Genomic DNA, 21,753 nt, shown 5'->3' on the forward strand with positions numbered 1-21,753 from the left:
GACGGTCCCCTTGTCTGGGGCCGGGGCTGTCCCGACTCCCCACCCGCCCCCGACCACACGGGTCGGGGGCGGGCAGGCATTCGTCAGTCCTCCTGCGGCGAGTAGTCGGCGGAGTCGGCCAGGATCTGCAGGGCCACGGACTGGCTGTACTCCCCGGCCTCGGCGACGAGACGGTCGGCGGGCTTGCGGTTGCCCCGGGCGAGCGCGCGTCCGGCGGCGGCGGTCTCCTCCGGCGCGGGGATACGCGACTCGGCCGGAGCGGTGCTCTTACGGCTGAACAGGCCCATGTCAGGGGTCCTTTCGAGAGGTCAGTCGATCGGCTTGAGCTCGTGGGCGTGGCACAGGACCGGGGCGATCCAGAAGCTGATCCGGTCGACCGTCCACCGCCCGTCAGTGAGGGGCCCCGGGGGCACTTCGTCGAGGACGCGGCCGGTCTTGCCGACCGCGCGGCGGTCGTCCTCGCACGCGATGATCAGGACCTTCTGTCCGCCACGGAACACGGTCACTTCCCCTTCCGGATCCGGGGCCGCCGGGCCTTGGCGATGGCCTTGGCGGCCTGTTGTCCGTCGGGTCCGCCGATCGACTTCACGACCGTGTGAACACCCCAGGCCAGGACCACGGCGAGGAACGCGAGGAAGGCGAGGTTCGCGGCGATCGCGGTGAGCGCGCCGACGAGGAGCGGGCCGAAGTAGACCCCGCCGGCGACCGCCCCGGCGCCGATCCCGGAGCCGAGGGCGATCCGCTGGATCGTGCGGTCGGGCGGGGCCTGGTGGATGTGCTGGTGGACCACCTGCGGCATGCCGCCCGGCTGGAGCGGGGCGGGGAGGTGGTCGGCGTAGGTGTAGGTGCCGTCCGGGAGCTGCACGACCCGCAGCGGTTCGGGGAGGTTCGTCATGGCGGTCTCCCTGGTCACAGGTCGGTGAGGGCGGCGGTGGGAATCACGTAGATGTCGGTGATGAAGCTGCCGTTGTCCCAGCGCTCGGGCCCGTAGTGGACGTAGCCGATGTGGAAGGCGATGCCGTCCCGGTCGGTGGTCTCGTAGACGTGGACGGAGGTGGCGGTCTTGCGCGCCGCGCTGATGGTCACGCGGGCGGTGTGGATGGTCAGCCGCTGCGGGCTGTAGTGCCCGATGGGGGCGGCGTCGCTGCGGCGGGCCAGGCTGTAGAGGGTGACGGGTCGCATGGCGTGACTCCTCGGGTCAGGCGGCGGACGTGTCGGGGTATGCGCAGGGGGTGCACATGCCGAGCGAGGGCGGGATTCGGTACCCGGCGTCCCGCCCGCACTCCGGGCAGAGCCGCCGGGCCGCGTTCGCCTTGGCCAGGGCCGCCCGCTTGGCAGGGGTCATAGGGCGGACGGGCAAGGCGAGGTCGATCCGATAGAGGAAGGCGACCAGGGCTCCGCGTCGGCGGCGGGGGCGTTCGAGCTGAGCCACGACGTCCTGCCCGCCAGGCCGGAGCCCGAGGGAACGGAGCTGCCGGACAGTCGCCAGCCCCTCAGGCGCGAGACGCCAGGGGTAGACGGGGATGGCGCTCACGCGGCTTCACCGCGCTCCGTCTTGAGGGTGTCGCGCAGCCATCGACCCTTTTCCGGGGATGTCCGCAGAGCCTTGCGGATCCCGTCGGCCGTCAACTGCTCAACCGGCCATGATTCTGTCAACTGCCTTGCCTCGGCGAGGAGTTCGTCGCGCGTGCGGCGCGGTTGAGCCGAGCGGGCGACGGCAGGTACCCGACCGGTCGCCCGGCGTGGGGGCGACTGCTCGGCGGCGACCGCCCGGACCACAGCCCGACCGGTCGACTTCCGGACCGGCGGCGCGGTGGGCTCTTCCTGCTCGACCGGTCCAGGGTCGACCGGGGCCGGTTCGAGGGCGGGAACGGGCAGGTCAGAGGTAGACCGTTCTGTGATGGACTGGGTAGATTCCTCCGCATTCACGGAGTCGATCGGTCGAGCCGACCGGTCTACCTCCAACTCGACGGCCACCGCACCCGCCGCCTCCTGGACGCTCGCCATGTTCGGGGCGACGATCGTGGCGCCGAACATGGCGGCGAGGGCAGCATCCGCCCCGGCGGTGACCCGCTGACGCTGAACGTCGAGGAGTCGGTCGCCGAGCGCGATGTCTCCGGAGCCGACCTTGCGGGCCAGCTTCCACGACGTCCGCTCGGACCGCTTCCGTACGTTCTCGTCAGGGTGGTTGGCGGCGCGGGCCCGGTGGTAGGCGAGGGCCTGGACGATCGCGGCGGCGTGCGCTTCGGCTTCGGCGTCGCGGCCGTCGCGGTAGACGACAATCCGGCGGGCGAGGAACGCGGCGCCCTCGGCGGACGCCGTCATGCCCATCGGGGTCAGGGCGTAGATGACCATCTCGCCCGGGGACTTCGCGGCGGTGACGGACATCGCGGACGCGGCTGCGGGAAGAGCCCACAGCCCCGCCCGGATCACCTTCGGCGACGCCTGCCCGAGCAGCGTCAGGCCGAGCAGCACGATCGCCAGCACGGCCGTCGCACCCTCGCCCGCCGCGACCGCACCGACGGCGGTGCCGGAGCCGAAGGCGGCCTTGATGTTGGTGTAGGTGCCGTACCCGCCGGCGCCGCCCGTGGCGAGCATCGGCACGAACGCCGCCCCGAGCACGATCTGCTGGAGCCTGCTCAGCTCCCTTCCCGCGACGGCGGTCATCCCTCGACCTCCCGCCCGGTCAGCGGCTGGACCAGGGCCCCGGCGATCAGCGCCACACGCGCCGGGTGCCGGTGGTACTCCGGACCGGTGTCCTCGGTCCACACCCACTCGCTGCCCTCGGCCAGGGTGTAGCCGAGCAGACCGAGGGCCGCCTCCCGCTCGGTGATGGGCGGGACCTCCCGCGACGTCGGCCACGTGTACGTCGGCCACATCGAGACCAGACCGGGCTTGACCACGTACACCTGCCAGCACGGCCCCTCGACACGCTCCGGGGACGTCGTGCCGCAGCACCGCAACGACATCTGCACCCTCAGCGTCGTCGCGCTCACGCGACACCGCCCGTCAGCGCCAGACCGGCGCGGTTCGTCAGGTCCCGGCGCTCGACCAGCACCCGCCGGCGGGCCCGGCGGGTCCGACGCTCGTCCAGCTCCGTGGCCGGATGGTCGAGCGTCATGATCTCCGTGTCGAGCAGGTCGACCTCCGCCAGGATCAGCGGCATCTCCAGCTCGATCGCGTCCAGCTCCGCGTCCGACGGCTCGCCGTCGAACGCCAGGTCCCCGCTGGTCGCGGGGAGTGTGATGATGGACTTCATTGGGTGTGTTCCTCTCAGACAGGAACGGCCCGAACCGAGGCCCCGGAGGTGCAACTCCGGGGCCTCTTGCCGTTGGAACCATCCGGCTCCCCTCAACCCCGCCCGTGCGGCACCCCGCGAACGGGGTCCGGACGGGCAGAGGAGGCAACCGGCCGCAGCCAAGTCGCTGCGGAGGTCAGATGACTCAGCGGGCGTGGCCACTCCGCCGGTCCAGCGGGAGTGGCGCCCAGGGTCTTAAGCGCTTCACGTCGGCCTCCGGGGCGGACATGGTGCGTGGGGTACGAGCGGATCGCGATCTCTGCCCTTGTCTCACCGCACGTCGAGGACTCCTCGGCCGTCCCGGAGGGCGGCGCGGAGCAAGGTGCTTGCTGCTCGTGCGGCAGGGCCTGCGGCTTGTCGCAGATGCCTGTCGTTCTGTGTGTCCACTGTTCAGTTCTCAAGGTGCAGTCGCTTCCTTCGAGCCCGTTCACGAGCAGCTCTCCGGGCGCCGGGACGGTTCCTAGGCCGCCCACCTGCGGGAATAGCGCAGCAAGAGGCATGCTTAATGGTGTTGCACCTCTTGCTCAACTTGTTGGTACAAGCTGATGCAGTGATGTTGCACCCACGGACAGTGAGTCGTCAAGCGATCGGGGCGTACATGTACCAACAAGTTGAGCGAGTGCGTCATGATGGGTCCATGAACAAGCAGCCGAAGTACCGGCAGGTGGCGGACGCCCTCCGCCGCGACATCGACAACGACGTCTACAAGCCGGGCTCTCGCCTGCCCTCCGAGAGTGAGCTTTGTGCTCGCTTTGACGCTTCCCGGAACACGGTCCGGTCGGGCCTGAGCTTGCTGGTCAGCGAGGGGCTCATCTCGTCGAGCCAGGGCCTCGGCTACGAGGTTCGGAAGCATGAGGTCTTCGAGCTCAACGCCTCGCGCTTCGAGAACCTGACGTTCCCGCAGAACGGCGACGCGTACAGCACCGACGTCACGAACGCCGGGCGGCGCCCCACACAGACGTTCCGGGTGGAAGTGACACCGGCGTCTGAGTACGTGGCTGAGCGGCTCAAGGTCGGCCGCGAGTCAACCACGGTTCTCCGGTTCTGCCATCGGTTCGTGGACGACGTGCCGTGGTCGACTCAGGCCACGTACTACCCCGACTGGCTCGTGAAGCAGGCGCCGCGACTGGCCGAACCGGGGGACATCGCCGAGGGGACGACTCGGTATCTGGCAGGCATCGGCGTCGAGCAGGTCGGCTACTTCGACGAGATCGCCGCCAGGATGCCCACGCCGGACGAGGCACGCCTGCTCGACATCGGCGCCGGCGTCCCGGTGCTGCTCTGGACCCGCACCGGCTACTCGGCGGACAAGGTCATCCGGTGCACCATCACGACCTTCCGGGGAGACCTGAACCGGATGAACTACGAGATCGGCACGCTGTCCGCTCGGCAGGAGGATGAACTCCAGTGATCATCGAGCGAGCGACCGCAGACGACTTGGCCGTACTGCTCGCATTCCGCGAGGAAGCTGCGTCGTGGCTCACTGCCCTCGGTACCGACCAGTGGCAGCGACCCTATCCGGCCGACAAGCTTCTGAGCACCATCGAAGCCGGGGTGGTGTTCATGGTCCGGGACGGTTCGGCGACAGCGGCAACGATCACGTTGACCCCGGAGGCGGAGGACGGACTCTGGACCGAGGGGGAGCTCCAGGAAGAGTCCCGCTTCGTGAACAAGCTGACCGTCGCGCGTACGCACGCTGGGCAGGACCTCGGCGGTCGGCTGCTCGACTGGGCGGGCGACCGGGCGAATCGTTCCGGCGCCGTGTGGCTCCGGCTCGACGCGTGGACCACAAACAAGCCGCTTCAGGAGTACTACGTTCAGCACGGCTTCATGCACGTCCGGACGGTCACGGAGGGCGGGGCGGTGAACGGAGGCCCCCGCGTGTCCGGGTGGCTGGCGCAGCGACCGACGGCCCTCACGGGCACTCATGGGTTCACAGATCTGACGCGGCCGTCGACTGTTCTTCCCGGTCGCGAGTGATCAGCTGCCGGTCTCAGTCGTGGTCTCAGTCCTTGTTGATTCCGGGAGCGTCCACTAGCGTCCGGAGTAGACCAGGGAGCCGTTTGACCAGCGGATTCGGGCTCTGATCGGACGCCTGTGGATGCTGCCGGAACAAGATCGGACAACTCGTAATGCGTAGGTCTCGGGTTCGAATCCCGAAGGCGGCTCAGAAAGACCCCAGGTCGGATCCATCCGACCTGGGGTTTTCTGTTGTCGGTTCTCTGCGAGGCGGAACGAGAGGGCACGTGGCATGAGCTCCACCGGAGGAACCGTCGGCGCGTCGGCCGACGGCACGCTTGTCGTCACCGAGCGGACGCGGTTGCGGCGGATGAAGGAGAAGGGGAGCCACCGGCGGGAGGACCTGGACGCCGTGCTCGCCGCCGGGTTCCTCTGCCACCTCGGCGTCCCCGTCGACGGGACGACGATGGTCGTGCCCACCGTGTACGGCGTGGACGGCGGGCAGCTATACCTGCACGGTTCCGTCGCCAGCCGCAGCCTCGTGCAGGCTCCCGACACCACCGTCTGCGTCACGGTCACGCACGTCGACGGACTCGTGCTCGCCCGGTCCGTCTTCGAGCACGGCGTCAACTACCGGTGCGCGATGGTCTACGGGATACCCCGGGTCGTGACCGACCCGGAGGAGAAGCTGCGGGGGCTGCGCGCGCTCACCGAGCAGAGCTCCCCGGGGCAGTGGGAGTACGCGCGGCAGCCCAGCCGCAAGGAGCTCGCCGCGACCACGCTCCTCGCGCTCGACCTCACCGAGGCCTCGGTGAAGATCGCGAGCGGGCCGCCGGACGACGGCGACTCCGAGGACGCCGCGCTCGGGCTGTGGGCGGGGGTCCTGCCGGTGGTGACCACCTTCGGCGAGCCGGCCACCGACCCCTGCCTGCCCGAGGGGTCCGCTCCGCCCGCCCACGTCGCCGAGCGGGCCGGGCGCGTGCTGGGCGCGTAGGTCCGGCGACGGTCCTGGGCGCACAGGTCCGGCGACGGTCCTGGGCGCACAGGCCCGGCGACGGTCAGTCGCCGTGGCCGGTGCCGCCGCTGCCGAAGCCGCCGCTGGAGATCCCGCCCCATTTGCGCTTCTCCTCGCTCGGCGGCTCCGGCGAGGTCTCGGTTCCCGAGGTGCCCGAGTCCTTGAGCTGGTACGGCATGAGCCGGTGCTCGCCGTCGGTCTGCGGCATCACGGCCGGCCTGCGGTACTCCGACATCTCGCCGGGCAACCGGTCCGTCTCCGGCCGGTGCGGCTGCTCCTCCGGTTTCGGGGGAGCCGGCTCGCGGTCCCTGATCCGCTGGCCGAACCAGAAGGCTCCGATGAGTACGGCGACGATGACGAGGCCGCCGATGACCTGTGCGAGACCTGACTGCCAAACCCCAGCGGCCAGGATCTCTGCTGCGCTGAGAGTGTTCATACTTCAGGATTACCCGATTCCGCTTCCCGGGACTCGTCGGGCGGGCATCCCCTCCGAGATTTCCTGAAACATTTCCGCGCGCCCGTCGCGTCAATGAGGTGTACGGCGACCACACAGGCGACGACACCACGTGACCGCGAGGAAGGGAGGGGCATGAAGACGTCCCGCGCGGACGAGTTCCTGGAGTTCGCCTCCGCACGCACAGGGCACCTCTTCCGGTCCGCATGCCTGCTGACCAGCGGCGACACCCATCTCGCCGAAGACCTCACGCAGGAGACCCTCGGCCGGATGTACGTCCTCTGGGGCCGCATGGCACGGATCGACAACCCCGCCGCGTACGCCCAGACCGTGCTCGTCCGCACGTTCCTCAGCCACCGGCGGCGCCGCTCGGCCACCGAGCGACCCCTCGGCGAGCTGCCCGACCGCGCCCCCGCGGACGGCGGCGACCCGGCACTCCGGATCGCCCTGCTCGACGCGCTCGCCGGGCTCGCGCCCAAGGACCGGGCGGTCGTGGTGCTGCGCTACTGGGAGGACCGCACCGTCGAGGAGACCGCCGACGCCATGCACGTCAGCTCGGCGGCGGTCCGCACCCGGTCCACCCGGGCGCTCGCGAAGCTGCGCGTCCGGCTCGGCGGGACCGTGACGGAGCTCGCGGCGCGCTGAGCCATCGGTTCTCGGCTCTCTTTCTCTCTTCATTCCTTTCGTTCTCTTCCTCTCTTCCTCTCTTTCGCTATCGACCGGAGACGGTGGTTTGCCATGCCTCAGAACGACCCCCAGCACGACCCGTTCGAGGACGACCTCGGCGAGGTCCTCCGCAGCGCCGGCGAGAGTTTCTCCCTCGACGGCCGCCGCGAGCTCGTCAACGGCGGCCTCGCCCGCGGCAGGCGCCGCCTCGTGCGCCGCCGTCTCGCCGTGACCGGCGGCGCCCTCGCGCTCGCCGCCATCGGCATCGGCGGTGTGTACGGCGGTTCCGTCCTCACCCCGGCGGGCAAGGCGACCACCACCTCGGTGGGCGCGCCCGCCACGCCCAAGCCCACCGGCGCCACCGCCGCGCCCGGCAAGGACGCCCCGGAGCCGGAGGGGATCCCGCTCAAGGACATCGCCGCCGCCCTCAAGAGCAACTCCCCGGAAGGGAAGTGGACGTTCGACTCCCTGGACGGTACGGGCCGGCACGTCGCGGGCGTCTACGACGACGGCCAGGGCGAGGCCGGTGTCACCGTCGGCTTCTTCCGCTCCGCCGGCGGCGACGGCGAGGCCGGCGCCGGCCAGGTCACCTGCCCCAGCAAGGTCGCCGTCCCGTACGACGACTGCGACGAGGAGACCCTGCCGGGCGGCGACCGTCTGATGGTCTTCCAGGGGTACGAGTACCCGGACAAGCGCGAGGAGACCAAGAACTGGCGTGCGGTCCTGCTCACCAAGGACGGCTTCGTCGTCGACGTCAGCGAGTACAACGCCCCCGCCGAGAAGGGGGCCGCGATCACCCGCGAGGACCCGCCCTTCGACGAGGCCGAGCTGCGGGACCTCGTCACCGCCGACGACTGGCGTCCGCTGTTCGAGCAACTGACCGAGAACGTCAAGGTGAAGGGCGGGGCGACCCCGGCCCACCAGCCGCCCGCCGAGCTCAGCGCGGCCTTCATCCAGGCGGGCCTGCGCTCCCTCCTGCCGAAGGGCCTCACCGTCGTCGACAAGGACGGCCAGGACGGGTACGGCTACCTGGTCGTCGACGACGGCAAGGGCAGGAGCCTCGTCCAGATCAACGTCCAGTACGGCATGAACGACGTTGCGGGCGACATCTTCACCGGAGACGTCACCACCCTCCCCGACGGCCGCAAGGTCAAGCTCACCCAGCAGCCCGGTGAGAAGGGCGGGGCCGGGGTCGTCTGGTGGACGGCCGACACCATCACGCCCGAAGGCCTCCGGGTCGTCGTCTCCGCCTTCAACGCCGGCACCCAGCACGAGGACGCGACCCGCGCCGAGCCCGCGCTGACCATGGATCAGCTGAAGGCGATCGCGCTCAGCGCCAAGTGGCAGACGCGGCCGGCCCAGAAGTAGTTCCGGGGGAGGGGTGGGGAGGGGAGCCGGAACGGACCCCTCCCCACCCCTACTTCGCGTCCGCGTACCGCTCCACCGTCGCCGTCGTGAACGGGAACCTCACCGGCGTGTCCCCGAACGCGATCCGGCCCGCCTCGTCCCCCGCCGCCGCGATCGCCGCCGTCACCGCCTCCGCCTCCTCCGCCGGGCAGTGCACGATCACCTCGTCGTGCTGGAAGAAGACCAGCTCCGCCCGCATCCCCGCGAGGGAGCGGCGGAGCGCCGCCAGCATCAGCAGCGCCCAGTCGGCGGCGCTGCCCTGCACGACGAAGTTACGGGTGAACCGGCCGCGGGCCCGCGCGTTCCCCGAGGCGTACCCGGGGACGAACTCGCCCTCCTGCGACTCCGGTTCGCCGCCGTCCTGCGGCAGGCCCGCCTCCTCCGCGTCTCCCGCGCCGACCGCGCGCGGGCTCGTCCTGCCCAGCCAGGTCCGGACGAGCCGGCCCTCCTCGCCCGCCTTCGCCGCGTCGTCGACATAGGCCACCGCGCGCGGGAAGCGGCGGCGCAACGCCGCCAGGTTCTTCAGCCCGTCGCCGCTGGTCTGCCCGTAGATCGCGCCGAGCAGGGCGATCTTCGCGTGGTCGCGGTCTCCGGAGAACGCGCGGTCGGAGAGACGGCGGTAGAGGTCGTCGGGATGGCCCGCGACCTCCATGAACCCCGGGTCGCGGGAGATCGCGGCCAGCACGCGCGGCTCCATCTGGTCGGCGTCCGCGACGACCAGCCGCCAGCCCTCGTCGGCGACCACCGCCCGCCGGATCACCTTCGGGATCTGCAGCGCGCCGCCGCCGTTGGTCGTCCAGCGCCCGCTGACCGTGCCGCCCGGCAGGTACTCCGGCCGGAAACGGCCGTCCCTGACCCAGTCGGCCAGCCACGACCAGCCGTGCGCGGTCCAGATCCGGTACAGCTTCTTGTACACGACGAGCGGCGCGACCGCCGGGTGGTCGACCTCCTCCAGCTCCCAGCGGCGGGTGGAGCGGAGCCTGATGCCGGCCCCCGCGAAGGCCTTCACCACGTCGGCCGGCAGGTCCGGTCGCACCCTCCGGCCGAAGGCGGCGGAGACCTCGTCCGCGAGCTCGGCCAGACGACGGGGCTCGCCCCCGCCCGCGTACCGCTCGCCCAGCAGCTCGTGCAGCAGCTCCCGGTGCACGTCCGCCCGCCACGGCAGACCCGCGCGGTGCATCTCGGCGGCGACGAGCATGCCCGCCGACTCCGCCGCCGTGAGCAGTTTCATCCTGCCCGGGTGTTCGGCACGGTCGTGGCGGCGGAGCTGCTCCGCGTACACCGCGAGCAGGCCGTCGAACGGCACGACCGCCGTCGGACGGGGCTCGAACAGGGAGTCCTGCGAGCCGGGCTCGGCGGCGCGCTGCGGGGGATCGGGGGGTACGGGGGCGTTGCGTAGGCGCGCCCAGGCGGCGGCGGCCGAGCGGGGCTCGCCGAGCCGGCCCTCGTGGCCGAGGAGGAGCTGCTCGGCGTCCTCCACGTCGTAACACCGCTCGACGCGGACGCCGGCGGCGAGGAGGCGGGGATAGACCTCGGCGGTCGCCCGCCACACCCAGCGGGTGACGTCCGGGCGGGTGCGGACGGCGGTGACGAGGTCGGGCTCGTGGCGCACGGGGCCGGTGGGCAGGCCGTCGGGGCCGAGGGGGACGAGCTGTGCGCCGTTTCCCTCCGGCTCGGGGGCGAGGGCCCACCTTTCGGTCATGGGTGCGAGTGTGGCAGGCGGGTCTGACAGTGGGGGTGAGGCGGGGCGGGTCCCTGCGGGGCGGGGCGGGGTGGGTGCGGGGCGGGAGCCGGTGCGCGTGCGGGTGGGCGTGCGCGTGTGGGTGCGGGTGGGTGGGGTGGGCGCCTGCGGCGGGCCTTCACCCCACCCCGCCCCTTCCCGAAACCGGGGCTCTGCCCCGGACCCCGCGCCTCAAACGCCGGCGGGGCTGAGTGTGCGCCTCAAGCGCCGGCGGGGCTGAGTGTGCGCCTCAAGCGCCGGCGGGGCTGGATTGGGCCGGCGGGGCTGTGGTGGCGGACGGGGCGGTGACCCGGCTCCGACCCTTGTCACCGCCCCGTTGTCCCACCATCGCCGGTCAGCGCGTGAGGCGCCACGTGGGGAGGGCCGAGGCGGCGATGGACACGGTGGTGCAGGCGGCCGCCGTCGCGGTCGTCGTCGTCCAGGGGACGGCCAGTGCCACCGGGGCGCCCAGGGACGACAGGGCCGCGCCCAGGGCGCCCAGGACCGTCGCCGTCACCGCCAGGCCGAGGAGTGTGCCGATCGCCGTCGCCAGGACCGCCTCGCCCGTCACGACCCGCAGGATCTGCGCGCGCGTGGCGCCCGCCAGGCGGAGTGAGGCCAGTTCGGCGCCCCGTACCGACGTCGCCATCAGGAGGGTGTTGGCGAGGCCGATCACCGTGTAGACGAGCGCGATGCCGAGGACCAGGATCATTCCCAGACGGGTCTGGGGGTTGCCGCCCGGCGCCGCCTCGGCCGTCGGCGTCGTGACCGTTCCGCCGCTTCGCTCCAGGGTCCGTACGGGCACCCCGGTCGCCTCGATGCGGTCCACCGTCGCACCCGGCGCGTTCACCCGCGTCACGTACGGGCCGTTGTCGCCCGTCCCGCGCGCGAGGACGGCCGCCACCCGGAGCCGTACCGGACCGCTCCCGTCCGCCCGCCACACCTCGACCGTCCCGCCGACCTCGCGCCGTTCGAACTCCTCGTTCACGACGATCGATCCGTCGTCCAGGTCCCGCAGGTCCCCCGCCACCACCGGGAGGCGTGCGAGCCGTGCGAAGGCCGCCGGGTCGGTGACCGCCCGTGCCGCGTACTTCACGACCGCCTCCTCCCCGTCCCGTACGAAGACGGAGGTCGCCGCGGTCGGGGAGACCGTCGCCCCGGCCGGGGGCCTCACCTCCCTCAGGTCCTCGCCCCTCACCACGTGCTCCGCCGTCGTCTGCTGCCGCCCTTCCTCCGCACGCGCGCGCGTGACGCTCGACGCCGAGCCGAAGAGCGTGCCCGCGAGCGCCACCGTCACGAGGACGGGCGCGGCCACCGCGGCCGTGCGGCGTACGGACGCGGCGCTGTTCTCCCGTACGAGCATCCCCACGGCACCCCGCGTGCCGAACAGGCGCGCCACCGGGCGGACGACCAGGGGGGAGAGGAGGGCCGTGCCGCCGATCAGGAGCATCGGGAGCGTCGTGTACGTCTTCCGCTTCAGGAGCGACGACGGGTCGGTGACGCAGGCGTGGACGAGGAGGACCAGGCCGGCGGCCAGCAGACCCGCCCCGAGCAGCGCCCGGCCCACGGGCAGCACGTCCGTGTCGACGTCCGCGTCCCGCAGCGCCGCCGTCGGGCCGACCTTCCCCGCCCGGCGGGAGGCCGCCGCCGCCCCCGCGAGCGCGACGGTCAGGCCGGTCCAGAAGGCCAGGTGGAACGGCCAGACCGCCTCGCCGACCGCGAACCACTCCGGTGCCAGGCCGCCCTCGACCAGCGTTCCGGCGAGGACCGGCGCGCCGGCCGCGCCGAGCACGCAGCCCGTCGCGGAGGCGAGGACGCCGAGCACCGTCGCCTCCGCGAGGAGCATGCGGCGGACCTGCCCGGGGGTCGCTCCGGCGGTGCGGAGCAGCCCGAACTCGCGGCGCCGCAGGGCGACGGCGAAGGCGAAGGTCGAGGCGACGACGAAGACGGAGACGAAGGCGGTGACACCGCCGGTCGTGCCGAGGAGGGCGTTGAGCGCGACGAGCGCCCGGGCGTCCCGCTCGGGGTCGGGATCGGCCTCCACGCGCGCGTGGCCGGTGAGAACGCGCGCCCGGTCACCCACGAGGGCGCGGACGTCGGCGGCGGGGGCCTCGACACCGACGGCGTCGGGGCCGCCGGACGCCGTGACCGTCCAGCGGGCGCGCAGCTCGCGCAGCAGTTCGGTATCCACAGGCTGTGGACGGTCGAGGCGGTGCGTGACGGGCACGGTCCCGGGGCCGCGCCGTACGTCGAGCGTCAGCCGGTCCTGACCCTGCACGACGACGGGGGAGGAAGCGAATCGCTGGGGAGCACGCTCGGGCGCGTGGAAGGTGGCGGAGAGGCCGAGGCCCATGGTGGCGAGCAGTCCGACGCCGAGGGCCAGCGCCAGGAACCCGCCGACGAAGGAGGCCCAACGGGCCCGCAGGCCGCAGACGATGACGGTCAGCATGCGGGGACCCCCTCCTCGATCGCGGCCTTCTCGGCCGTCTCCAGGGCGGCCATCCGCCCCGCCGCCGACTCCGCCGTCGGCGCCCGCAGTTCGCCCGCCAGGCGGCCGTCCGCCAGGAACACCACCCGGTCCGCGCGGGCCGCCGCCACCGGGTCGTGGGTGACCATCACGATCGTCTGGCCCTCCTCGTCGACCAGGCCCCGCAGCATGTCCAGGACCTCGCGGCTCGTCGTCGAGTCCAGCGCGCCCGTCGGCTCGTCGCCGAAGAGGACGGCGGGCCGGGTGATCAACGCCCTCGCGATGGCCACGCGTTGCTGCTGACCGCCGGAGAGTTCGCCCGGCCGGTGCCGTTCCCGACCGGCGAGGCCGACGCGGGCCAGGGCCTCCCTCACCTGCGTACGGGACGGGCGGCGGCCGGCGAGACGGAGGGGGAGGGCGACGTTCTGCGCGGCCGTCAGGGAGGGCAGCAGGTTGAAGGACTGGAAGACGAAACCGATCCGGTCCCGCCGCAGAAGCGTCAGGCGCCGCTCGCTCAGCCCCTCCAAGGAGGTGCCGCCCACCTCCACGGTCCCGGCCGTCGGCCGGTCGAGGCCCGCGGCGCAATGGAGGAGGGTGGACTTCCCCGAGCCGGAAGGGCCCATGACGGCGGTGAAGGTCCCGGCGGCGAAGTCGAGGTCGACGCCGTCGAGGGCGCGGACGTCGCGGTGATGGCGGACGAGGCCGCGGAGCCGTACGGCGGTGGAGGTGGTGGAGGTGGTGGAGGTGGTGGAGGTGACGGTCGGGGTCATGGCTCCAGCGAACCGTTTCCGCGCGCGCCGATCACGACCACCAGGGGGCGTCCCGGAGGTAGGGCCTGCCCTACCCCTGAGACCATCGGGGGAGCGGGACCGGCATCGGCATCTGCATCGGGAGTAGAGGGGTACACGGCATGACCAGCGGCACCGTCGACAAGGCCTTCGAGGCGCTGTACGCGGGCGGTGACCGCGCGCTGGACGCCCTCGACACGGCAGCCTCGCTGCTCGCGGCCGACCGCGAGGCCGACGCGGAGCTGGCGCGGCGCGGCGAGGAGTTCGTACGGACCCTGTGGGGGCGCGGCTGGCAGCCGGCGGACCTGGCGAGGACGGTCCGGCGGGAGCTGGAGGACGAGCACGCGCGCGTGCTCGCCGGGCTGATCGCGCGGGAGACCGCGCGGTACGAACGGCTGCCGCACCGCTGGGAGGCGCAGCTGGAGGCCCTCGACGCGGGCGCCGTCCGCCCCACCGACCGCTTCTCGTACGCCACGACGGTCCTGGAGCTGTACCGGCTCCTGGTCCGGCTCCCCAGGCTCGACGCCGTCGGGCCCGTGCCGGGTGAGGCGCTGCCGCCCGCGGCCGCCGGTGAACCCCGGATGCTGACGCGGATCAGGGCGCTGCTCGCGAAGGCCGAGGCGACGGGGTACCCGGAAGAGGCGGAGGCGCTCACGGCGAAGGCCCAGGAGCTGATGGCCCGGCACAGCCTCGACGAGGCGACGCTCGCGGCGGGGGCGCCGTCCCCGGAGACGCCCGGGGCGATCCGAATCGGCGTGGAGCCGCCGTACGAACAGGCGAAGGCGATCCTGCTCGACGCGGTCGCGACGGCGAACCACTGCCGGGCGGTGTGGAACGAGGCGTACGGCTTCTCGACGGTCGTCGGCTTCGAGGCGGACCTCGACCCCGTGGAACTGCTCTACACCTCGCTGCTCGTGCAGGGGACCGCGGCGATGGCGCGGGCGGAGGCGGAGCAGCGGGCGGGAGGCCGCAAACGCACGAAGTCGTTCCGGCAGTCGTTCTTCCTCGCGTACGCGAACCGGCTCGGCAAACGTCTCTCCGCGACGTCGCGGCGGGTGGCGGCGGAGGCGCCGACGCTGCTTCCGGCGCTGGCGAGCCGGGAGGTCGCGGTGACGGCGCGCACGGACGAGCTGTTCCCGGAGACCCGTACGACTCGGGTCCGGGCGGCGTGGGACGAGGCGGGGTGGGCGGGGGGTTCTGACGCGGCCGATCGGGCGGGGTTGCAGCCGGGGCGGGCGCGGCTGCGGTAGCCCGTCTGTGGGCGGGTGTGGGTCCGGGGCCGGGGCCGGGTCCGGGGCCGGGTCCGGGTCTGGGTGCGGGTGGGTGGGGTGGGCGCCTGCGGCGGGCCTTCACCCCACCCCGCCCCTTCCCGAAACCGGGGCTCTGCCCCGGACCCCGCGCCTCAAACGCCGGCGGGGCTGAGTGTGCGCCTCAAGCGCCGGCGGGGCTGGGTACCCCCGCCTTTCGGCCCGTCCCGGACCGCCCGCGGTGGGCCGAAAGGCGGGGGTTCCCGCTGACCTTCGCCTCGACTTGCGGACTCGGGGGGCGGGAGGAGGTGTCGGGGCGGACGGGCCGGGCCCGTCGTGCCGTCGGCCGCGCCCGGGGGGCGGGCGGCAACCCCCGTACTCCCGGACGGGGTTCCAGTTCCGCCGTAGGCGTGCCCCACCCGCCCCCGGCAGGGTTTCGGGAAGGGGCGGGGTGGGGGAGCGACAAAAGAGCGAAATGCCCGGTTACGTCGCGTTCGCGGATACGCTCAAGGCATGAGTTGGCTCCGGGCCCTGAAGGAGACCGCCCGCTCGGGGCTCAGCGTCGAGCGGCGGCGGCTCGAACCCGCCATCGCCGCGCGTGGCGCCCTCGGGCTCGCTCTCGTCGTCGGGGTCTCGCTCGCCTTCTTCGGGCCCGCCGTCGCCGCCTCCTCCGCCTTCGGCGCCTTCCAGGCGGCCATCGCCACCTTCCAGCGTTCCTGGCGGCCCCGGCCCACCCTCGCCCTCGCCTCCGGCGCCAGCCTCGCCGTGTCGACGTTTCTCGGGTATCTCACCGACGCGAGCGCCCACCCCGCCCTGTTTCTGGGCCTGCTCCTGCTCTGGACCTTCGCCGCCGGGCTCTCCTGGGCCGCCGGTCCCACCGCCGGCATCATCGCCTCCTCCAACGTCGCGATGATGCTGGTCACCGTCACGCTCCCCACCTCCGTCGCGGGCGCCGCCGGCCACGCCGCCATGATCTTCACCGGCGGCCTCGTCCAGGCGGCCCTCGTCGTCCTGCTGCCCGTCCGCCGCTGGGGCGCCCAGCGCGACGCCCTCGCGGACGCGCTCGCCGCCGAGGCCGACTACGCCCGCCGCCTGCGCCACGACCCGGTCGCCGAGTTCGACCCGGTCCCCCTCATGACCGCCCGCAACGCCGCCGCCGTCACCCCCCGCCAGGCCCGCCGCCGTCCCGCCGAGCTGCACGGGGCCCGCGGGCTCGCGGAGCGGATCCGGCCGGTCCTCGCCTCGCTCGCCGACCCGGCCGTCGGCGTCCCCGAGGAGGGGCCGCAGCGGGCGCGGGTGCGGGAGCTGCTCGCCGCCTCCGCCGAGCTCCTGGACGCCGCCGCCCGCGCCATCCGGCACGGCGAGCCGGTGATCCTTCCTCCGGCGGCCGTCGCCGCGCTCCGTACCCCCGACACCGGCGCGATCCTCTCCGGCCCGTCCCGCCGCGCCGCCCTCCGCCTCGGCGCCCTGCTCGGCGACGTCGTCGAGACGGCGGAGCCCCGTACGGAGACGAGCCCCGGGGAGTCCGGCGGGCGCACCCGGCCCACGCTGCCGCGCCTCGCGCCGATCGTCCTCGCCAAGATGCGCGCCGAGTTGCGCCCCGACTCCCCGATCCTCCGCCACGCCGTCCGCGTCTCCGCCGTCACCGCCGCCGGCTACCTCCTCGGCACCGCGCTCCCCTTCGGCCACGGCTACTGGGCCCCCATGGCCTCCGTCATGGTCATGCGCCCCGACTTCACCCAGACCTACTCCCGCTCGGTCGCCCGCTTCGGCGGCACCCTCGTCGGCGTGGCCTTCGCCACCGTCGTCGTGCAGACCGCCCACCCGGGCACGTACCTCTCCGCCGCCTTCGCCGTCCTCTGCGCCTTCGGCATGTACCTCCTCATGCGCACCGGCTACGCCGTCAGCCAGGTCTGCGTGGCCGCCTACGTCGTCTTCCTCCTCGGCATGGCCGGCGAGGGCGTCTCCCAGACCGTCCGGGAGCGCGTCCTGCTCACCCTCCTCGGCGGCCTTCTCGCGATGCTCGCGTACGCCGTCTTCCCCGCCTGGGAGACGCCCCGCCTGCGCGGCCGCCTCGCCGACTGGCTCACCGCCGCGGGCCGGTACGCCGCCGCCGTCGCCGCCCGGTACGCCGAACCGGCCGGGCACTCCTGCCCCGACGTCCGCGAGGCGCTCCTCGCCACCCGCGCCGCCCGTGTCGCCTGGCAGGAGGCCGTCGCCCGCGCCGCCCACGAGCCGGTACGCCACCGGGGCCTCTCGCACGCCACGGCCGAGGCCGCCGGGCAGGCCCTCGCGGAGTTCGGCCGGGCGGCGATGCTCCTGGAGGCGCACCTCCCCGAGCGCGGCGCCACTCCGCTCCCCGCCGCCACGGCTCTCGCGGAGGCCCTCCACCACGCGACCGAGCGCGGCGCCAAGGAGGTACGCGAACGCCGCGAGCCCCACTGGGACGAGCTCCGCGAGACCGTCGCCGCCTGGACCGCCGATCCGCCGGACCACTTCCTCCTCGACAAGGGCGCCAGGCTCCTCCTCGACGCCCTGGACGAACTCACCGCCGCTCTGTCGGACTCCTCGAAGACGCGCTAAGACTTCGGCACGCCAAAACTTTTCGCGGGCATGTCATCCGGCGGGGGGCCGGTCGGAGTTGAGAGAGGTGTGAGGCCCCGGCTGGAACTCCCGGCCAGGGGCCGACCCCCGAGACCGGGGGCGGGGCCCGACACGGGGCGGGTCCCGCCCCCGCACACCGCACACCGCGCCCACGCCCCCCACCGATCGCGAGGCCCCCCACCGTGCCCCACCCGCCCGCCCCGGACGACGACGGCTTCGGCGCGTACGCCGTGGCCGCCTGGCCCCGACTGGTGCGTACGGCCCAGCTCCTCACCGGCGACTTCCACGAGGCCGAGGACCTGGTGCAGACGACGCTCGCCAAGGTGTACGGGCGGTGGCGGTGGGTCCCCCGGGCCGAGATCGACCTGTACGTGCGCCGCGCCCTCGTCAACAACAACCTCAGCCGCCTGCGCCGCAAGCGCGTCGCCCACCTCCTCACCCCCGTCCTGCCGGAGTCCCTCCGTCACCGGGACGCGGGGCACGCCGACGTCGTCGACCAACGCACCGCCGTCGGGGCCGCCTTGGCGGACCTGACCGCGCGCCAGCGGGCCGTGGTGGTCCTGCGCTACTGGGAGGACCTGACCGAGCAGGAGATCGCGAGCGTGCTCCAGTGCTCGGTCGGCACGGTCAAGACGCACGCACGGCGCGGACTCGAAGCCCTCCGCCGCCATCCCGGGATCATCACGCCTTCCTCGGACCCCGCCCGCCCGTACGCCGACGCCGCCCCGTCCGGAGCCCGCCCGTGACCCTTGAGACCCAGCCCGAGGCCGAGGCGATCCGGCAGGCGTTCGCCCGGGAGGTCCTCGCTCTCGCCCCCGGGCCCGCTCCCGTCGCCGAGCTCCGGCGCGCCGGGCTCGCCCGCCGTCACCGTCGCCGTACGGCCACGGTCTCCGCCCTCTCGGCCCTCTCCGTCCTGTCCGTCCTCGGCGTGGCCGCCGTCGTGACCGCCGGGCCGGGAGCCGGGCGGCCGACGTCCGTCCCGCCCGCCGCCGTCGATTCCGTGGCCCCGACGTCCCGCCCCGCCCCCACCCCGCCCCCCGTCCGCACCGTCGCCCCCGGCGAGCGCGTCGACGCCGGCCGGGGATGGACCGTCTGGCTCACGCCGGAGGGCAAGCACTGGTCCGGGCCCGAGGGGGACGAGGACTTCCGCAGCGTCACCGACGGGAACATCGGGGACTTCGGGAACATCGCCACCGCCGAGCCGGGCGTCACCGTCCAGAGCCCCGGCGGCCCGGCCGGTGCCTTCCGCTCGGGCATCTACCACGGGACCCGCGACGCGGGCCGCGTCGAGCTCACCGCCCCCGGCCTCCGCACGGTCACGGCGACCCTCCTCGAACTGCCGGGCCGCCCCGGCTGGGGCGTCTGGTACGCCCACACCGGGCCGGAGGCGTACAAGAAGGAGCTCACCGTGACGGTGTACGACCGTGAGGGCGCCCGGGTCACCTCGTACCCCCGCTGAGGGCGGAGAGACGTCTCACCACGAGGCCTTTCGCACCCCCGGCAGGAACCCCGCGTGCGCCTGCGCCCGCACCCGTACCCGCGACAGGCCGAACTTCCGCAGGTGGCCCCGCGGCCTGCCGTCCACCGCGTCCCTGTTCCGCACCCGGGTCGCGCTCGCGTCCCGGGGCTGGCGGGCCAGTTCGCGGGCCGCCGCCTCGCGCTCGGCCGCCGGCGTCGAGGGGCGGCGGATCAGCTCCTTGAGCGCGGCCCGCCGCTCGGCGTACCGCGCGACGACCGCCTTCCGGTGCTCGTTGCGCGCGATCTTGCCGGTCTTCGCCATCAGACCTTCCCTCCGCGCGCCCGGATGCGGGCCACGGCCGCCTCGACGCCGATGACGTCGACCGTCCTGATCGCGCGGGCGCTGAGCGTGAGCCGGACGTACCGGCCCTCGCCGGGGAGCCAGTACCGCTTGGTCTGGATGTTGGGGTCGAAGCGGCGGGAGGTGCGCCGGTGCGAGTGCGAGATCCGGTTGCCGAAGCCGGGCTTCGCGCCGGTCAGCTGGCAGTGGGCGGACATGGGTGACCTGCCTCTCCAGAGGAGTTCGTGGGAGTTCGTCGGGATTCCGTCGGGAGCCCGTCGCCATTGTTGGCAATGGGATTCATTTTCATTTACTCTACACAGCATGGCACGCAACGAACTCCGACCGATCATCAAGCTCCGGTCCACCGCGGGCACCGGGTTCACCTACGTCACCCGCAAGAACCGGCGCAACGACCCCGACCGTCTCACCCTGCGCAAGTTCGACCCCGTGGCCCGTCAGCACGTCGACTTCCGAGAGGAGCGCTGAGCCCGCCATGCAGCCCGGCATCCACCCCGCCTACGAGCCCGTCGTCTTCCGCGACAAGGCCGGCGGCTTCGCCTTCCTCACCCGCTCCACCCGCACCAGCGACAAGACGGTGGAGTGGGAGGACGGCCGCACCTATCCCGTCGTCGACGTCGAGATCTCGTCGGCGAGCCACCCCTTCTACACCGGCACCGCGCGCGTGCTCGACACCGCCGGCCGCGTCGAGCGCTTCGAGAAGCGGTACGGACGGCGCGAGGCCCCCTGATGCTCTCCGTCGCCCTCGTCGGAGGCCTGCACTCCGACGCCCGCCGTGCTGCCGTGGACCGGCTCCTCGCCGAGGTCCCCGGCAGCGTGGCGCTCCACCACGACCTCGCGACGGCCCCCCGGACGGGGGTCGTCGCCCGTACGGTCCGGGACGCCACCGGCGTCCTGTCCACCGGCGAGACCCCCCTCGTCGACGACTGCGCCTGCTGCGCCCTGCGGGCCGATCTCGTCCCCGAGCTGGAGCGGTTCCGCGACGCCGGGCTCACCCGGCTCGCCGTCGTCGAGCTCTGGGACTCCGTCGAACCCAAGGCGATGGCCGAGGTCGTCGCCGCCGCCGGCTTCCGGATCGGCGCGGTCGTCACCGCCGTCGACCCGGCGCTCCTCCTCCCGTACCTCGGCAACGGCGACGACCTCGCCGACGCCGGGCTCGCGGCGGCGGCCACCGACCGCCGGACGATCGCCGACACCTGGGCCCGCCAGCTGGAGTACGCCCCCGTCCTCGCCGTCGTCGAGAACCCGGAGGCCCCGGCCGACGCCGAGGACCGGGCGCTGCTCGACCAGCTCCACCCGACCGCCCTGCGCGTCCCCGTCGAGGACGGACCGGCTCTCGTCCGGGCCGCCTTCGCCGGCTTCGACGTCGAGGCCGCGGCCGCCGCCCAGCACCCGGCCTGCGCGCTCCTGCCGCAGGAGGCGGAGGGCCACGGCGTCGGCACGTACGTCTGGCGCCACCACCGGCCCTTCCACCCCGAGCGGCTCTACGCCGCCCTGGAGCACCTGACCTGCGCCGCCGCCCGCAGCCGCGGCCGTTTCTACCTGGCCGACCGGCCCGACACCCTCCTCGCGTGGGACGCGGCGGGCGGCGCGCTGTGCGTGGAGAGCGCGGGCCCGTGGCTCGCCTCGCTGCCGGACGCCGCCTGGGAGGAGGTCCCGCCGGTACGGCGTGCGGCGGCGGCCCTCGATTGGCATCCGGAGCACGGGGACCGCTGCCAGCACCTCGTCTTCACCTCGCCGGGTCTCGACCGCGAGGGACTCGCCGAACTCCTCGGCTCCTGCCTGCTCACCGACGCCGAGTACGCGGCGGGGCGCGAGTCCTGGAGGGGGCTGGTCTCCGACTTCGACACCTTCCTCACGGTGTGAGCCCGAAGATCCGGACCCCGGGAGCCGTAGGGTGAACGGGGTGGCCCGAGAGTGATCGCTGTAGCCGTACCGCCACGCCTCGTGCACGTGCATCTGCTCGCGCATCCGCATGTGAACACAGCTATGATCCGAGGAAGTTGACATCTGCACCAAGCAACTCGGGGAGCTACCAGTGCATCTTGCGCATCACGCGTACAACGGCATGGCGGCCACGGAGCTGCGCGGCGTCGTGTGGCAGAAGAGCAGGCACAGCAACTCCCAGGGATCATGTGTGGAGTTCGCGAAGCTTCCGGGGGGAGAGGTCGCGGTGCGGAACTCGCGCTTCCCCGACGGGCCCGCGCTCGTCTACACGCCGGCGGAGATAGAGGCGCTGCTGCTCGGTGTCAAGGACGGGGAGTTCGACCACCTGGTGTGAGCGTGGTCGTGAGAGGCATGTGAAAGTC

General features: G+C 73.3%; 27 protein-coding genes. 13 read left to right on the forward strand and 14 right to left on the reverse strand.

The annotated features are described in order from the left end of the window. Nucleotides 1–83: 83 nt before the first annotated feature. The 8 genes from ACFC0Z_RS29760 to ACFC0Z_RS29795 are packed head-to-tail and all read right to left on the reverse strand — an operon-like array spanning nucleotide 84 to nucleotide 3,259. On the reverse strand, nucleotides 84–287 hold the full coding sequence (locus ACFC0Z_RS29760; protein WP_376444362.1) for a hypothetical protein: 204 nt from the start codon (nucleotides 285–287) through the stop codon (nucleotides 84–86). A gap of 21 nt (nucleotides 288–308) precedes the next feature. Continuing rightward, the gene (locus tag ACFC0Z_RS29765; protein WP_376444365.1) at nucleotides 309–506 is read right to left on the reverse strand and encodes a hypothetical protein; all 198 of its coding nucleotides are present in this window, start codon (nucleotides 504–506) and stop codon (nucleotides 309–311) included. Then, complete coding sequence (locus ACFC0Z_RS29770; protein WP_376444368.1) at nucleotides 503–895, reverse strand: DUF6251 family protein; 393 nt, start codon at nucleotides 893–895, stop codon at nucleotides 503–505. Before ACFC0Z_RS29770 ends, ACFC0Z_RS29765 begins: the two co-directional genes overlap by 4 nt. 14 nt (nucleotides 896–909) lie before the next feature. Then, a complete protein-coding gene (locus tag ACFC0Z_RS29775; protein WP_376444371.1) occupies nucleotides 910–1,182 on the reverse strand; it encodes a hypothetical protein in 273 nt (90 codons plus the stop codon). A 16-nt stretch (nucleotides 1,183–1,198) separates the two neighbouring features. Beyond that, the gene (locus tag ACFC0Z_RS29780; protein ID WP_376444372.1) at nucleotides 1,199–1,534 is read right to left on the reverse strand and encodes an RRQRL motif-containing zinc-binding protein; all 336 of its coding nucleotides are present in this window, start codon (nucleotides 1,532–1,534) and stop codon (nucleotides 1,199–1,201) included. Beyond that, complete coding sequence (locus ACFC0Z_RS29785; RefSeq protein ID WP_376444375.1) at nucleotides 1,531–2,667, reverse strand: conjugal transfer protein; 1,137 nt, start codon at nucleotides 2,665–2,667, stop codon at nucleotides 1,531–1,533. The genes ACFC0Z_RS29780 and ACFC0Z_RS29785 overlap by 4 nt, the downstream gene beginning before the upstream one ends. Beyond that, entirely contained in the window at nucleotides 2,664–2,996 is a 333-nt protein-coding gene (locus ACFC0Z_RS29790; protein WP_376444378.1) for a DUF6303 family protein, read from the reverse strand. The genes ACFC0Z_RS29785 and ACFC0Z_RS29790 overlap by 4 nt, the downstream gene beginning before the upstream one ends. Then, on the reverse strand, nucleotides 2,993–3,259 hold the full coding sequence (locus tag ACFC0Z_RS29795; protein ID WP_376444381.1) for a DUF6284 family protein: 267 nt from the start codon (nucleotides 3,257–3,259) through the stop codon (nucleotides 2,993–2,995). The genes ACFC0Z_RS29790 and ACFC0Z_RS29795 overlap by 4 nt, the downstream gene beginning before the upstream one ends. A 676-nt stretch (nucleotides 3,260–3,935) precedes the next feature. Between ACFC0Z_RS29795 and ACFC0Z_RS29800 the strand changes: the two genes are divergently transcribed. The 3 genes from ACFC0Z_RS29800 to ACFC0Z_RS29810 all read left to right on the forward strand — a co-directional run bounded on the left by ACFC0Z_RS29800 (nucleotide 3,936) and on the right by ACFC0Z_RS29810 (nucleotide 6,251). Beyond that, nucleotides 3,936–4,709, forward strand: coding sequence for a GntR family transcriptional regulator (locus ACFC0Z_RS29800; protein ID WP_376444383.1), 774 nt, complete (start codon nucleotides 3,936–3,938; stop codon nucleotides 4,707–4,709). Next, nucleotides 4,706–5,278, forward strand: a complete 573-nt coding sequence (locus ACFC0Z_RS29805) for a GNAT family N-acetyltransferase (RefSeq protein ID WP_376444386.1) — start codon at nucleotides 4,706–4,708, stop codon at nucleotides 5,276–5,278. Before ACFC0Z_RS29800 ends, ACFC0Z_RS29805 begins: the two co-directional genes overlap by 4 nt. A gap of 271 nt (nucleotides 5,279–5,549) precedes the next feature. Further along, nucleotides 5,550–6,251: a pyridoxamine 5'-phosphate oxidase family protein gene (locus ACFC0Z_RS29810; protein WP_376444388.1), complete on the forward strand. Its 702-nt coding sequence runs from the start codon at nucleotides 5,550–5,552 to the stop codon at nucleotides 6,249–6,251. 64 nt (nucleotides 6,252–6,315) lie between these two features. Here the strand turns inward: ACFC0Z_RS29810 and ACFC0Z_RS29815 are convergent, their stop codons facing one another. Continuing rightward, nucleotides 6,316–6,708, reverse strand: a complete 393-nt coding sequence (locus ACFC0Z_RS29815) for a DUF6479 family protein (RefSeq protein WP_376444390.1) — start codon at nucleotides 6,706–6,708, stop codon at nucleotides 6,316–6,318. A gap of 153 nt (nucleotides 6,709–6,861) precedes the next feature. On the opposite strand from ACFC0Z_RS29815, the gene ACFC0Z_RS29820 reads away from it, so the two are divergent. Both ACFC0Z_RS29820 and ACFC0Z_RS29825 read left to right on the forward strand, forming a co-directional pair. Next, nucleotides 6,862–7,371, forward strand: a complete 510-nt coding sequence (locus ACFC0Z_RS29820) for a SigE family RNA polymerase sigma factor (protein WP_376444393.1) — start codon at nucleotides 6,862–6,864, stop codon at nucleotides 7,369–7,371. A 93-nt stretch (nucleotides 7,372–7,464) separates the two neighbouring features. Further along, nucleotides 7,465–8,760, forward strand: coding sequence for a hypothetical protein (locus ACFC0Z_RS29825; RefSeq protein ID WP_376444395.1), 1,296 nt, complete (start codon nucleotides 7,465–7,467; stop codon nucleotides 8,758–8,760). A gap of 49 nt (nucleotides 8,761–8,809) precedes the next feature. Here the strand turns inward: ACFC0Z_RS29825 and ACFC0Z_RS29830 are convergent, their stop codons facing one another. The 3 genes from ACFC0Z_RS29830 to ACFC0Z_RS29840 all read right to left on the reverse strand — a co-directional run bounded on the left by ACFC0Z_RS29830 (nucleotide 8,810) and on the right by ACFC0Z_RS29840 (nucleotide 13,756). Further along, the gene (locus ACFC0Z_RS29830; protein ID WP_376444398.1) at nucleotides 8,810–10,501 is read right to left on the reverse strand and encodes a bifunctional 3'-5' exonuclease/DNA polymerase; all 1,692 of its coding nucleotides are present in this window, start codon (nucleotides 10,499–10,501) and stop codon (nucleotides 8,810–8,812) included. A 373-nt stretch (nucleotides 10,502–10,874) separates the two neighbouring features. Continuing rightward, nucleotides 10,875–12,968 (reverse strand): FtsX-like permease family protein, encoded by a 2,094-nt coding sequence (locus ACFC0Z_RS29835; RefSeq protein WP_376444400.1) that lies wholly within the window; start codon nucleotides 12,966–12,968, stop codon nucleotides 10,875–10,877. Further along, on the reverse strand, nucleotides 12,962–13,756 hold the full coding sequence (locus tag ACFC0Z_RS29840; RefSeq protein WP_376444403.1) for an ABC transporter ATP-binding protein: 795 nt from the start codon (nucleotides 13,754–13,756) through the stop codon (nucleotides 12,962–12,964). Before ACFC0Z_RS29840 ends, ACFC0Z_RS29835 begins: the two co-directional genes overlap by 7 nt. Nucleotides 13,757–13,896: 140 nt before the next feature. On the opposite strand from ACFC0Z_RS29840, the gene ACFC0Z_RS29845 reads away from it, so the two are divergent. From ACFC0Z_RS29845 to ACFC0Z_RS29860, 4 genes are all read left to right on the forward strand, one after another. Beyond that, entirely contained in the window at nucleotides 13,897–15,024 is a 1,128-nt protein-coding gene (locus tag ACFC0Z_RS29845) for a DUF2786 domain-containing protein (RefSeq protein ID WP_376444405.1), read from the forward strand. A gap of 510 nt (nucleotides 15,025–15,534) precedes the next feature. Next, nucleotides 15,535–17,604 carry an FUSC family protein gene (locus ACFC0Z_RS29850; RefSeq protein ID WP_376444408.1) on the forward strand — a complete coding sequence of 690 codons (2,070 nt, stop codon included), beginning with the start codon at nucleotides 15,535–15,537 and terminating at the stop codon, nucleotides 17,602–17,604. A 203-nt stretch (nucleotides 17,605–17,807) separates the two neighbouring features. Next, nucleotides 17,808–18,371, forward strand: coding sequence for a SigE family RNA polymerase sigma factor (locus ACFC0Z_RS29855; protein ID WP_376444411.1), 564 nt, complete (start codon nucleotides 17,808–17,810; stop codon nucleotides 18,369–18,371). Further along, the gene (locus tag ACFC0Z_RS29860; protein ID WP_376444414.1) at nucleotides 18,368–19,084 is read left to right on the forward strand and encodes a hypothetical protein; all 717 of its coding nucleotides are present in this window, start codon (nucleotides 18,368–18,370) and stop codon (nucleotides 19,082–19,084) included. The genes ACFC0Z_RS29855 and ACFC0Z_RS29860 overlap by 4 nt, the downstream gene beginning before the upstream one ends. A gap of 15 nt (nucleotides 19,085–19,099) precedes the next feature. Here ACFC0Z_RS29860 and rpsN read toward each other — a convergent pair whose 3' ends face one another. Together rpsN and rpmB are read right to left on the reverse strand one after the other, a co-directional pair. Continuing rightward, the gene (rpsN, locus tag ACFC0Z_RS29865; RefSeq protein WP_376444417.1) at nucleotides 19,100–19,405 is read right to left on the reverse strand and encodes a 30S ribosomal protein S14; all 306 of its coding nucleotides are present in this window, start codon (nucleotides 19,403–19,405) and stop codon (nucleotides 19,100–19,102) included. Beyond that, entirely contained in the window at nucleotides 19,405–19,641 is a 237-nt protein-coding gene (gene rpmB, locus ACFC0Z_RS29870; RefSeq protein ID WP_360811598.1) for a 50S ribosomal protein L28, read from the reverse strand. Before rpmB ends, rpsN begins: the two co-directional genes overlap by 1 nt. A 106-nt stretch (nucleotides 19,642–19,747) precedes the next feature. Between rpmB and rpmG the strand changes: the two genes are divergently transcribed. From rpmG to ACFC0Z_RS29890, 4 genes are all read left to right on the forward strand, one after another. Beyond that, complete coding sequence (gene rpmG / locus ACFC0Z_RS29875; RefSeq protein ID WP_376444421.1) at nucleotides 19,748–19,912, forward strand: 50S ribosomal protein L33; 165 nt, start codon at nucleotides 19,748–19,750, stop codon at nucleotides 19,910–19,912. Between the two features lie 7 nt (nucleotides 19,913–19,919). Then, on the forward strand, nucleotides 19,920–20,174 hold the full coding sequence (locus tag ACFC0Z_RS29880) for a type B 50S ribosomal protein L31 (protein WP_376444424.1): 255 nt from the start codon (nucleotides 19,920–19,922) through the stop codon (nucleotides 20,172–20,174). Next, complete coding sequence (locus ACFC0Z_RS29885) at nucleotides 20,174–21,310, forward strand: CobW family GTP-binding protein (RefSeq protein WP_376444426.1); 1,137 nt, start codon at nucleotides 20,174–20,176, stop codon at nucleotides 21,308–21,310. Before ACFC0Z_RS29880 ends, ACFC0Z_RS29885 begins: the two co-directional genes overlap by 1 nt. A 202-nt stretch (nucleotides 21,311–21,512) precedes the next feature. Beyond that, complete coding sequence (locus tag ACFC0Z_RS29890) at nucleotides 21,513–21,725, forward strand: DUF397 domain-containing protein (RefSeq protein ID WP_360811615.1); 213 nt, start codon at nucleotides 21,513–21,515, stop codon at nucleotides 21,723–21,725. Nucleotides 21,726–21,753 lie beyond the last annotated feature (28 nt).

The sequence above is a fragment of the Streptomyces sp. NPDC056144 genome (genome assembly GCF_042264145.1).
In the GTDB taxonomy this organism is placed as follows: domain Bacteria; phylum Actinomycetota; class Actinomycetes; order Streptomycetales; family Streptomycetaceae; genus Streptomyces.